At 54.0% G+C, this 13,417-nt stretch carries 6 protein-coding genes; 4 read left to right on the top strand and 2 right to left on the bottom strand.

The window, feature by feature from the left end; all coding sequences use genetic code 11:
- The first annotated feature begins 77 nt into the window (after positions 1–77).
- The 4 genes from Q4501_RS02220 to Q4501_RS02205 all read left to right on the top strand — a co-directional run bounded on the left by Q4501_RS02220 (position 78) and on the right by Q4501_RS02205 (position 11,128).
- Positions 78–1,223 carry an efflux RND transporter periplasmic adaptor subunit gene (locus tag Q4501_RS02220; protein ID WP_303593790.1) on the top strand — a complete coding sequence of 382 codons (1,146 nt, stop codon included), beginning with the start codon at positions 78–80 and terminating at the stop codon, positions 1,221–1,223.
- 111 nt (positions 1,224–1,334) lie between these two features.
- On the top strand, positions 1,335–6,461 hold the full coding sequence (locus Q4501_RS02215; protein ID WP_303593788.1) for a VCBS domain-containing protein: 5,127 nt from the start codon (positions 1,335–1,337) through the stop codon (positions 6,459–6,461).
- Positions 6,462–6,499: 38 nt separating this feature from the next.
- Positions 6,500–9,364, top strand: a complete 2,865-nt coding sequence (locus Q4501_RS02210) for a response regulator (RefSeq protein ID WP_303593786.1) — start codon at positions 6,500–6,502, stop codon at positions 9,362–9,364.
- Positions 9,365–9,379: 15 nt separating this feature from the next.
- Positions 9,380–11,128, top strand: a complete 1,749-nt coding sequence (locus Q4501_RS02205) for an EAL domain-containing response regulator (RefSeq protein WP_303593784.1) — start codon at positions 9,380–9,382, stop codon at positions 11,126–11,128.
- A 40-nt stretch (positions 11,129–11,168) separates the two neighbouring features.
- Here the strand turns inward: Q4501_RS02205 and Q4501_RS02200 are convergent, their stop codons facing one another.
- Entirely contained in the window at positions 11,169–12,362 is a 1,194-nt protein-coding gene (locus tag Q4501_RS02200; RefSeq protein ID WP_303593783.1) for an NAD(P)/FAD-dependent oxidoreductase, read from the bottom strand.
- A gap of 68 nt (positions 12,363–12,430) precedes the next feature.
- Entirely contained in the window at positions 12,431–13,237 is an 807-nt protein-coding gene (locus Q4501_RS02195; RefSeq protein WP_303593782.1) for a PhzF family phenazine biosynthesis protein, read from the bottom strand.
- Positions 13,238–13,417: the final 180 nt, after the last annotated feature.

Raw genomic sequence — 13,417 nt, 5'->3', positions numbered from 1 at the left:
TTGCATGTCTATAGCTGAGAGAAGTCCCTTCATCTAGACTCATTCCTTCGACCCTTTGCGAAACCGGAACTTCCAACATGGCTAGTAGTTTAAAGCCCCATTCTTGGAACACAAACTCAGCTCTCTTTGCCATTATTTGCCTGCTGCAACCCAGCGCGGTTTACGCGGATAACGCTGTCCACAGTCCAGTCCCCGCAGTCGATTGTGTCATTAATCCGAGTCAGGTTGCCGATGTTTCAAGTCCCGTTTCTGGAGTGGTTGAACAAGTGCTGGTTCAACGCAGCGAGCAGGTTCGAAAGGGGCAGGCTGTTGCGCAGATGAATGCAGATGTAGAGCGTGCCAATTTCGAGCTGGCGCAGTATCGGGCAGACATCCTCTCCGAGATTGAGCTGAGCAAAATCAATTTGGCTTTTGATACCAGCCGGATAAAGCGGTCCCGGTCGCTTTCGCAGAAACAGGTGATCGCGGTTGAAGATGTTGATGAGGTCGAGCGGGAATTTAGTCTTTCTCAGCAGCGGTTGGTGCAGGCACGGGAGCTGGCGAGGGTGCGCGAGCTGGAATTGCAGCGCGCCAGGGAGCAGCTCGGGCAGAAAACCATCAGGGCGCCTTTTGACGGTTTTGTCATTGATACGTTGAAACAGTCTGGCGAGCATGTGGAGGAAGATGCAATTCTTCGCATGGCGCAGCTGAATCCCCTGGTGGTTGAGGCCATTGTACCCATGGAGTACTTCCGTGACATCGAGCTGAATATGCTGGCGAAGGTCGTGCCCGAAACACTGGTCAATGAGCAGCTGCATGCAATGGTGTCCATCATAGACCGAATCGGCGACACGGCCAGTAATACATTTGGCGTTCGGTTAGAGCTGCAAAACCCGCATTACAGGATTCCGGCCGGGTTGAAATGCACGGTCAAATTTTTGCAGAACATGGCGTCAGACACGGAACCTGGGCAGGAATCAGAGCAACGGCAGGGTGTCGAACAAGGCGATCCGCAAACCGTTTATTACCTGTTAACCACGAAGCAGGCTGACTCGCACCAGAAAACCAGTGAATTGACCAGTCGCCTTCGGGCTGCAGGTGTCACTGATCCGCTCACTATGGATCAGGGACCACACAGCGGAATGATTTTGCTGGGCCTTTTCAATTCACTTGAAGATGCGGAAGTGCGGAGAAAAACCCTTGAAGACCAGGGGTTCAAAGTTTCCATAACGAAAGGCGTTTGACCGAAACAAGGGCGCCGAGGGATCAGGCGACATTTTGAACGTAATCGAGTATTTCGGTGCTACAAAAGATACTCGGCCATACTGGTCTTACCGTGATAGCGCGGGGATGTCATGATTCGCAGATTCGTGCAGTGGGCAGCTAGAGGCGATCGTCCAGCGGAAAATTCCGGTGGTTCTAAGCTGTTTTTTGAACCCATGGAGCCCAAAATTCTGCTCTCGGCGGATGCCTTGTCGGGCCTGTTGCCTGCGTCCCCCTCCTCAGACGAACACAGTGCTCCTTTAACCATGCAAGACAGCGTTGAGCTGTTTGAAGACCTGGCAGGCGATGAACAGGCGCTTGCGGCCGCCCCAAATGATCCCCCTTCACTTGATGAACTTGGCGCCTCGCTGTTATCCCCGGGAGAACTTTCTGACCGGCTGGAAATAGTATTCATCGATGCAAATGCCCCGGACTACCAGCAACTACTGCAGGGCATAGGCGACTGGCCTGGCGTTGAAACCCGGGTCTTCGTGCTCGAGGCGGATGCAGATGGAACCGCGCAAATCAGCAGTATCCTGGCGGAATACCAGGATGTTGATGCCATTCACCTCCTCAGTCACGGTGATGACACCGGCTTTCAGTTGGGGCGCGACTGGATTGGTGCTTCGTCGTTGGATAACTACACCAATGACTTCTCCAATTGGGATCAGTCGTTGAGCCAGGGTGCCGATATTCTGATCTACGGCTGCAATCTGGCCTCCGACCCTGCCGGCGAGCGACTGCTGAATGATCTGGCCCGGTTGACCGGAGCCGACATTGCGGCCAGTGACGACCTGACCGGGCACGCGTCACTGGGCGGGGACTGGGATCTGGAGTTCGCCAGTGGTGACATAGACACCAGCGTTATCGCGGATGCCGAGCTACAGGATGTGTGGGTGGGTGCACTGGCCACAGAAACTCTGAACCCCTCGCAGGATACCTACGTCGATGACAATTCCGATGAGACAAACTATGGCAGTTCGCAGTTCCTGATCGTCGACAAATCCGGCGGCGGGGTTGGCGACCAGAGAACGCTTGTCCAGTTTGATCTCAGCACTATTCCTGCAGGCTCCACGATCACCTCCGCGACGCTTTACCTGACTGCGGTCGATATCACCGGTTCATTGACGGTTAGCGCATACCAGGTCACCGAGGCATGGGTGGGAAATACCGTTACCTATGATACCCAGCCAGGCCACGAGAATGGTGCGTCGTCTGGTTTTAATGCGTGGGCTGGACAAATAGTTGATGGGCAACCCGTTGATCACGACTGGGACATCACATCGTTAGTACAGGCCTGGGTTGACGGGACAGCTAGCAATTATGGCGTACTGCTGGGCAGTGAGGAAAGCGGCGATGAACAAGTCCAGTATTACAGCAGCGAGTCTGGCAATTCGCCGCGCCTGGAGGTCATCTACGATGATTCGCTGACAGCCACAGATAATGCGGGAGAGGTGACTGAGGAGGGGCCGGCCAGCGCCAGTGGCAACGTCATTACGGATGACGATGGCGATGGCGTTGACAGCGACCCCGAAGATTCGATCAATGACCTGGAAGTTTCTGCGGTTGGCGGCAACGCAGGCGATGTGGGTGAGACGGTAGCGGGTAGCTACGGATCGCTGACGATTGGCTCGGACGGCATCTACACCTACAACCTGGATAACACCTCGGCGGCCGTCCAGGCCCTGGGCGTCGGCCAGACGCTGACGGACACCTTCAGCTACACACTGAGCGATCTGGACGGCGATACCGATACAGCGACACTGACAATCACCATCAATGGCACTAACGATGACCCGGTCGCGACTGCGAACACCAACCTGCTTGCCGCGGGCGGGACCAGTGTCAGCGGTAACATGCTGACTGACAATAATGGTGCAGGTGTGGACAGCGATATCGATGGTGACACCCTGAATGTCAGCGCTATCGACGCCACTGGCGCCGATCAGTATGGCACTCTGTCCTTTAACGCCGACGGTTCCTACACCTACACCCTCAATACCGGCGACTCTATTGTCCTGTCACTTTTGCAGGCACTGGGCTTGGGTCAAACCTTGACCGAGACATACGAATACACCGTTAGTGACGGTCAGGGCGGCATCGATACAGCTTCGCTGACGATCACCATTAATGGCACCAACGATGCGCCTGTGGCGGAGGCGGACGCGGTTGGTACGGGTGAAAACGTGATTTTGAACGAGAACGTGCCTGCGGCCTCGGACGTGAATGGCACCATTGTGAGTTATGCACTTGGCACGACAGTGGCCGAAGGTAGCCTGAGCTTCAACAGCGACGGCAGCTACAGCTTCGATCCGGGCCCGGATTTTGATGACCTGGCGGTTGGCGCCACGCGGGATGTAACCTTCACCTACACCGCCATGGACAATGACGGTGCTGTGAGCGCCGAAGAGACCATTACCATCACCGTTACCGGCGCTAACGATGCGCCGGTCGTGGTGGCGGGTGCGGTCGGCACCGGTGAAAACGCGATCCTGAACGAGAGTGTGCCTGCGGCCTCAGACGTGGATGGCACCATTGCGAGCTATGCCCTCGGCACCACGGTGACCGAGGGTAGCCTGAGCTTCAACAGCGACGGCAGCTACAGCTTCGATCCGGGCCCGGATTTTGATGACCTGGCAGTGGGCGCCACGCGCGATGTGACCTTCACCTACACCGCCATGGACAATGACGGTGCTGTGAGCGCCGAAGAGACCATCACCATCACCGTTACCGGCGCTAACGATGCGCCGGTCGCGACCGCGAACAGCAACCAGATTACCGAAGATGCGGTGAGTGTCAGCGGTAACATGCTGACTGACGATGACGGTGCAGGTGTGGATAGCGATATCGATGGTGACACCCTGAGCGTCAGCGCTATCGACGCCACCGGCGCCGACCAGTACGGCACCCTGACCCTGAATGACGCAGATGGCTCCTACACTTACGCTATCGACAACAGCAATCCGGCCGTGCAGGCACTCAGTGTGGGCCAGAGCCTGACCGAGGTCTACACCTACACCGTCATCGACGGCCAGGGTGGTACTGATACCGCCACACTGACAATTACCATCGATGGCAGTAATGACCAGCCGGTTTCCGGCACCGCACAGCCGGATCAAACGAGTACGGATGGCGAGACAATCACGCCACTGGATGTGTCGGGTAATTTCTCCGATATCGATAGCAGCGACACGCTGACCTTCAGCGCGAGCAACTTGCCGGCGGGCCTGTCGATCGATACCAATACCGGTGTGATCAGTGGCACGATCGACGGTTCGGCGTCGCAGAGCGGCCCATTTACTGTGACGATCACCGCGGATGATGGCAGCGGCACGGGCAGCGCCACGCGGACGGACACCTTCCTGTGGACCGTGACCAACCCAGCCCCGACGGCGACGGACAACACCGATACCGTGACTGAGGATGGCCCTTCAAGCGCCAGTGGCAATGTTATTACGGATGACGATGGCGCCGGTGTTGACAGCGATCCTGACGACCCGGTCAGCCAGCTGGTGGTTTCCGAAGTGGACGGTAGCGCCGGCGATGTGGGCACCGCGGTAGCGGGTAGCTATGGCACGGTGACGATTGATCCGGATGGTGGCTACACCTATAACCTGGATAACACCTCGGTGGCCGTTCAGGCGCTGGCCGCTGGCGAGACGCTGACGGACACTTTCAGCTACACGATGAGCGATCAGGACAGTAATACCGATACAGCTTCGCTGACGATCACCATCACTGGCAGCAATGACGCACCTGTGATCATTGGCGGTCCGGACAGCGTGGCCCTGAATGAAACCGATTCGGGGCTGGCTAGCAATGGTGATTTCACGGTTTCTGACCTTGATACCGGCGACTCAGTAACGGCCAGCGTCATCGATCTGGTTGTGGGTGGCACCTCTGATCGAACGGATCCGGCGGCCCCAAGTGACGCGGATCTGAAAGCGATGCTGACGGTGAGCCCGACCACGATTGTGGACAGTGCCGGCAACAGTGCGACGCTGGGCTGGAGCTTCGATTCGGCGTCAGAAGCCTTTGACTACCTGGCTGCCGGTGAGACCTTGGAACTGACGTACACCCTGCGTGCTGAGGACAGCCAGGGCGCAACGGCTAATGAGACGGTTACCATCACCATCACCGGCACCAACGATGCACCAACGGTATCTGGCCTGCAGGAGAGCACTTCTTACAGTGGTGGTTCAGGCATGGTACCTCTCAACGACATTGTCATTTCTGATGTTGACGGGGCAGAGACCGTCACAGCCACCTTGACGCTGCTGAACCCTGATGTGGGTCAGCTGAGTGACAATAACGGTGCTGTCTATAACCAAACCACGGGTGTCTGGTCGATCACTGGCACCGTCGCAGATGTGAATACTGCACTGGCTAACCTCACTTTCATTCCGCGGCCCGATAATGACCTGGATTCGACAGTTGCTATTAACATCGACGACGGGAACGAAGATGGCAGTGGTCCGCTGTTAGGGACACTGAAGGTATTTGTTGATGTGCCACCTGAGGTATCTGATGACCTTATTGGGGACATAAATGATTCTCCTGGAGAAGATGCCGGTGCTCCGGTTTCTGAATCACAGGAGGAGATTCAGGAAGAGACACCAGAGGAGTCACCAGAAGAGCAATCTGCGGAGTCAAGTGAAGGTACGGTAGTCACTGGCGGCGGCTCGTTTGGACCACTGGAAGCCAGTCGTGACGAAACAAGCGAATTCGTCTCGCCATTCGATGAGCTGGATCAGACGCAGGGGGCATTCGAAGTATCGATGGCCAACGTCGCGTCAAACAACGAGCAATCGGCAGCATCTGTCAGCGAAAGTGAAAAAGTGGTTCAGTTTCTCCGAAGTCAGATCACCCAGTTGAATGAGCCGTTCGAGTTGCTCGATCGGGATAATTTTATCCGGCAACTGGACGACATGCGTCAAGAGCTGGTGGAAGAACAAAGCCAAGTCGAAAAACTTATTGGCGCGAGCGTTTCGGTGTCTGCCGGTTTATCCGTGGGTTATGTGATTTGGCTGGCTAGGAGCGGCATTATTATGAGCAGTGTTCTGTCCTCTTTGCCCGCCTGGCGTCTTATCGACCCCTTACCGGTATTGGCAACTCTCAGTGCACCGGCGGCTGAAGAAGATCGAGAGTCCCTTGAGTCTATGGTAACGGAAGCCAACCAGAGCAAAAGCTCGGGTTCGGACCAGAATGAACCCGGTTAGCTCGCGCTGCGACCCTAAAGTTGGTTAAACCACGCATTATGGCTCTAAACATATTTAAAAAAGTCAGCACCCGCTTCCGGATCTCACTGGGGCTTTCCAGCATGCTGGTGAGCCTTGTTTTATTCGCAGCATTGTTGGGGTTGGTTCCTGACCGGAATGCCGCTATCCGCGATGGCCGCGCTCTGTTTGCGGAATCTGTCGCGGTTAATAGTTCTATTTTTATAACCACCTCGGATATCCGGCGCATGGACACGATACTTCAGGTGCTCGTTGACCGGAACGAGGATCTGCTTTCAGCAGCTGTTCGGCATGCCGATGGACGCCTTATGACTGTGATTGGCGAGCATCAACGTCTGTGGCAAGACAGCGGCGAAAATACCTCGCGGGACGGACAGATTATCGTGCCCATATACGAAGGGCAGCAACAGTGGGGGCAGGTCGAGCTTTCATTTGAACCACTGTTACCAAACCAGTGGTACGGATGGATCTATCATCCGGTCGTGATGCTGATGGCGTTTCTCTCTATTGCAGGGTTTATTCTGTACTATCTCTACATGGGCAAAATGCTCAAGCAACTGGACCCGTCACAGGCCATCCCTGACCGGGTGCGATCTGCACTGGACACTATGGCGGAAGGTTTGCTGGTGATTGATGCCAAGCAGAATATTGTGCTCGCCAACCAAGCGTTCTCCAACATTCCATCGGTCAACCCGGATAAACTCATCGGCTTACAGGTTTCGCGGTTCGGTTGGCTGAATCAGGAAAATGAAAAGCTTGATAGAGAGCAAGCGCCCTGGACCAGGACACTGGACGATGCCGTCGTTCGGACGGCAGAGGTCGTCCGGCTGGCCATTGGAGAAAACGAGACACGAACATTTATGTTGAACTGCTCACCCGTGCTGACTGGTAGCGGCAAACCGGCAGGTGCGCTGATCAGTTTTGATGACATTACCGAGCTTGAGAAAAAGGAAATTGAGCTGCGGCTATCCCGGGATGAAGCTGAACAGGCGAATCGATTCAAGAGTGAGTTTTTGGCGAACATGAGCCATGAGATCCGCACGCCCATGAACGCCATACTTGGCTTCGCTGAGGTTCTGAAACGAGGGTACGATCGTAACAGCAAGGACAGTATTCGTTACCTGAACACCATATCCTCCAGTGGAAACCACCTGTTGGGATTGATCAACGATATCCTGGACCTTTCCAAGGTTGAAGCCGGTCGCATTGAAATCGAAAAAGTTCAGACGCCTGTACATACGATCATTCAGGAAGTGATCCAGATTATGCGGGTTAAGGCGGACGAGAAACAGATTTCTCTTGAATACCAAGCAGATGGCCCGTTACCGGCAACTATCGAAACCGATGCCGCCAAACTTCGTCAGATCATCACCAACCTGGTCGGCAACGCTATTAAATTCACAGATCGCGGCGGTATTGTTGTTACTTCGCGATTTGAGTCTTCAGTAACTGGTCCCATGGTGCACATTTCGGTTCGTGATTCAGGGATCGGCATGACCGAACAGCAGGCCCTCGCGGTGTTCAATCCTTTCACTCAGGCAGACAGCTCTATCACGCGCAGGTTTGGCGGAACAGGCCTGGGGCTAACCATCAGTAAGAGTTTCGCTGAAGCAATGGGGGGTGATATACGGGTCGTCAGTAAAGAGGGAGAAGGCTCGGATTTCCAGGTCACGGTTCCTGCCGGGAACATCGGCAGTGTTGGACTACTGTCGGTGGAAGAGATTATGTCGATGGATTGGGCCGAACAAACTGACACGGCTGTGCGTTGGAAGTTTACAGAAGCGACAGCGCTGGTCGTTGATGATGGCGAAGAGAACCGTGATCTTCTCAAGGTCGTTATGTCGGATGCGGGCGTTCAAGTCTTTACCGCGGAGAATGGTCAGCAGGCCCTGGACTTTCTGGCGCAGCAAACCGTCGACGTGGTCTTGATGGATGTGCAGATGCCTGTCATGGATGGTTTAACGGCGGCCGGGATTATGAGAGAACGTTATCCTCACCTTCCTGTGATTGCATTGACGGCTGATGCCATGAGTGGGGTCCAGCAGCAGTGCCTGTCCGCCGGATACAGTGACTATCTGAGTAAGCCTGTCGATATAGATCTGTTAATGGAGCGGCTTGGCAACTACCTGACTGGTAGCCGGGTAGATGCTGGGCAAATGATTGACGACAAGCTGCAGGACAATGTGGGCTGGGTAGCAGATGCTGCACAAGAAGAAAAGATTCACTCTTCGCTGCCGGTTCATAAAGAGCAGTTCCGTCGTATTGTCGAAAAGTTCATTGAGCGCATGCATGGACAGGTTGAGGTGATAGGTAGTGCATGGCGAGACAGGGATTATGATCGCCTGAAGAAGCTCGGGCATTGGTTGAAAGGCTCATCGGGCTCGGTAGGGTTTCAACAACTGATGCGGGCAGGAAGCGACTTGGAGCAGTACGCGATCGATCGCAATGATGAAAAGCTTGAGTCAACCATTGAACAGATTGGTGCGTTTGTAGGTCAGATGGAGGTGGCTCCCGGGACCGAAACCAGGCAAAGGCAATCAGCGAAAGCACAGAGCATACAGAAAGACTATGCCATTCCGGATAAGGTATTGTGTCGACTACCGGTGACCAGTCCGCGTCTTCGTCCGATCATTGAGCGATTTCTTGAGCAACTTGACGACTGGCTTGGTCAAATCGATGCCGAGTTGGAAAGAGAAGACTGTGAGCACATCCATAAGTTCGCGCAATGGCTTAAAGCCTCGGGTGGGTCAGTAGGGTTCGATGCATTCACTGAACCTGCGAAAGATCTGGCCAATCATTGCCAGGAAGAGGAATTAGACGACATTAGGTATACGATCGGGGTCATTAAAACCTTGAGTTCCCGCATTGACATCGACAAAGAATAATTCGATTTGAGCTTCATGGCAGATGAGAAGTTTAACTTTGCAAAACAGAGATTGGGTGAGGTAATGGAATCTACGATCATGTTGGTAGACGACGAACCCGTCATGCTAGATATCGTGCAGGCGCTGCTGGAAGAGTCCGGATACCAACACTTCGTGGCGGTTGAACATTCCACCGATGCGATGTCGAAAATGGAGGCATCGAACCCGGATATCATGCTGCTGGATCTCGATATGCCGGAGTTAGATGGGTTTCAGGTTCTTGAGCAGGTACGAAACCACAAAAAGTTCTCTCACCTGCCGGTCATTATTCTTACCAGTGCAGAAGACGCAGCAAGCAAGCTCAAGGCTCTTGAGCTCGGCGCAACTGACTTTCTTTCCAAGCCTGTTGATCCCAGCGAACTGGGGCTGAGGGTGCGCAATACCTTATCTGCAAAAGCCTATCGGGATCAGCTTGCTTATTATGACAGCCTTACTGGCTTGCCAAACCGCAATCTGTTCCTTGACCGTTTGTTCTGGTCGATGGAAAACGCCAAACGAACGGGCACCCAATTGGTTTTGCTGGATATAGGTTTAGACCGCTTCAGGAAGATCTACGAGACACTGGGCATGTCTGCCGGCGACTCTATGTTGCAAGATGTGGCTCTGCGGCTGCAAAAGGTAATCCGTACCAGTGACCTCATAAGTCATGGTCAGGGGCGAGGAAGCCAGGAAAATGTGGCGAGGATTTCGGGCGAGGAATTCTCCGTTGTCCTGTCTGGTGTGTCGCAGCTGGATAGGACTTCGATGATTTGTAAGCGGATCATTGAAGAAGTTGAGAAGCCGCTCGAATTCAAAGGTCGAGAATATTACTTGAGTGCAGGGGTTGGGATGTCAGTCTACCCGGACGACGGCGAGGACGTCGAGTCCCTGGTGAAGTACGCCAGTGCGGCGAGAGAGCATGCCAAAGTGCAGGGCGCCGGAAAATATCTCTTTTATTCTGGAGAAATGAATGCCCAAGCACTGACGGTCATCAATATGGAGGCTGAACTCAAGAATGCGCTCAAGAACAATGAATTCGAACTCGTATATCAACCCAAAGTCGATGGTTCGACGGGAAGAACCGTTGGAGTAGAGAGCCTGATTCGTTGGAACCACCCGCAAAGAGGCAGGGTAGCTCCATTCGAATTTATATCAGTAGCTGAAAGCACTGGCTTGATCGTTTCGATTGGGAACTGGGTTTTGAAGGAGGCCTGTTCCCAAATGAGCCATCTGCATGGACTCGGCTATGACGACCTGACGGTTTCGGTCAATGTTGCCGCCTTGCAATTCGAAGACGAAGGATTCAAAGCTTCGATCGTATCGGCACTGGATCAAAGCGGGCTTAACCCCAAAAGCCTGATTCTCGAAATTACCGAAAGCACTTTGATGGGTGACGTTGACCGGATCGTAGATCTGATGGAAGAGGTTATTGGATTGGGGGTCTCTTTTTCAGTTGATGACTTCGGTACGGGGTACTCTTCTCTTAGCTACCTCAAACGTTTTCCAATCAGTGAGCTCAAGATTGATCGATCGTTTTTGTTAGGCATTTCGACTGAGGATGACGATCGCTCTATCGTCCAGGCGATCATTACTCTTGCCCACAGTCTTAATCAGAGGGTGGTTGCAGAAGGTGTGGAAGAGAAAATTCAGCTGGAATTTCTGCAACAAAATGGATGCGATGTTATACAGGGCTACTATTTTAGTAAGCCGTTAGAGACAAGGGGGCTGATTGATTATCTGGCTTGATCAAAAGTAGACGTGTTCGGTGGGCACAGAGTGCCCAGTGTCAAACGTCCATTCCTGCCGCCACACCTGAGGCCCATGCCCACTGGAAGTTATGGCCGCCAAGGTGACCGGTCACATCGACTACTTCGCCAATAAAATACAGGTTAGGTCGCTCCAGTGCCGACATAGTTTTGGAGGATAGCTGGCGGGTGTCGACGCCACCGAGTGTTACTTCCGCCGTTCGATAGCCCTCGGTGCCAGCGGGTTTGATTGACCACTGGCCCAGAACATCGGCTACCTGCTCAATATCGTTGTTCTTGAAACTCTGCAGTGGGCCTGTCCAACCCTGCAATTCATTGAACGCCTGGGCGAACCGTTTTGGCAGGTGCTGGATCAGGTAGTTTGCAATGGTGGATTGTGGACGGGCTTTCCGCAGGTTCAGCAGGTCTTCCTTAACACGACAAGCTGGCAGCAGGTTGATGGCCAGTCGGTCACCTGGTGCCCAGAAGCTGGAGATCTGGAGCATGGCCGGGCCGCTGAGTCCGCGATGAGTGACCAACATGGGTTCCCGGAAATGCTGGTTGTGGCATTGCACATCAACCGGGCAACTGATGCCTGAAAGAGGTGCGAGCTGTTCTTTCAGCTCCGGCTGCAGGGTAAAGGGCACCAGGCCTGCACGGGTGGGCAGCGTATTCAGGCCGAACTGTTCAGCAGTCCGGTAACCAAACGCGGTGGCACCCATGGTGGGAATCGATAAACCGCCGGTGGCTATTACCAGAGATCCGCAGGTGAGGTCGCCGGAGCCGACGCGCAAACGGTATCCCGCGTCGGTTTCGGAAATGCTATCGACAGCTGCCTTCATTCTGACTTCTGCGCCCGCCCAGTCGCATTCCGTCAGCAGCATGTTAACTATGTCTTTTGCACTGTCTTTGCAGAACAGCTGGCCGGCGGCTTTTTCTTCGTGTTCAATGCCGTGTCGTTCAACAAGGTCGAGAAAATTCTGTGGGGTATAGCGCTTGAGGGCGGAGATACAGAAGCGCGGATTGTCTGATAGAAAATTGGCAGGCGTGCTATTCAGGTTGGTAAAGTTGCAGCGCCCGCCACCGGACATGAGGATTTTCTTGCCCGGCTTGTTGGCGTGATCAATTACCAGTACTTTGCGCCCACGGTACCCGGCCGTTGCCGCACACATAAGGCCAGCGGCGCCGGCACCGATAATAATCACATCATATTGGTTACTGGAACTTGCCGTCATTGCTAGCTGCTGTCCGCCGGTTGGTTAATGTTGCGCGCAGTATACCAGCCTAGAGGCAGCAGTATGGTTCATTCCAGATGAACAGCTCCCTCCATGTAGAATGCAGCCTGCCCCGCAATAGCGACACGATCGCCTTTTAATTCGCAGCGTAATACGCCGCCACGGGCAGAAAGTTGCCGCGCTTCCAGCCTGGTTTTGCCGAGTTTTTCGGCCCAGTAGGGCACCAGAACACTGTGGATAGAGCCGGTAACCGGGTCCTCATCAATGCCCGAGCCGGGTGCAAAGTACCGGCTTACAAAGTCGGCGGTCTCACCGGGTGCGGTGATAATCACCCCTTGATTGCCGAGTTGTTTGAGTTTTCGCATGTCCGGCTGTGCGGCTTTCACTGCAGCCTCATTTTCCAGAACAACCATGTAGTTGGTGTCGTTCGGCACGTAGAAGGCTGTTTCTGGCGCACTCTCAAAGGCCTCGCTGATGGTTGTTGGTATTTTTTGTTCCTCAATCTGAAGGTTGGGGAAGTCCAGCGTTAGCCAGCCGTCTGCGCTCCGATGGACGCCCAGAGGTCCACTTTTTGAGTGGAATCGAATCTTTGTTTCGGGCCAGCCAAGTTTGTTGAAAATAACCCAGGCGCTGGCGAGTGTGGCGTGGCCGCAGAGAGGCACCTCAACACCTGGTGTAAACCAGCGGATGTGAAAGTCTGCGTCGTTAGCCCCGTTTTTACGCACAAAGAATGCCGTCTCCGACAAGTTATTCTCGGCGGCGAGTGCCTGTAAGGTTTCGTCTGGAAGCCATGCTTCCAGAGGCATGACGGCGGCCGGATTGCCTTTGAATATTTCGCTGGTAAATGCGTCTACCTGATAGATGGGGTAACTCATGCGCTGTCCTCCGGGTTTCTTATGCTTAGGGTGGAGCTATTATCAACCGGTGTAAGCGATCATAACAGATTCAGATTGACCGGCTTTGAACCGGTACAGTGTGATAAATTCATCAACTGTACTTTGGGTTTTTCCGGTATCTGTGTGGTTCCGGTCTGATGTGAATTTTTGGTGACAGGA

The organism is Marinobacter sp. 2_MG-2023 (assembly GCF_030546935.1).
Classification (GTDB): Bacteria; Pseudomonadota; Gammaproteobacteria; order Pseudomonadales; family Oleiphilaceae; genus Marinobacter.
This window is presented reverse-complemented; position numbering and strand designations above follow the sequence as displayed.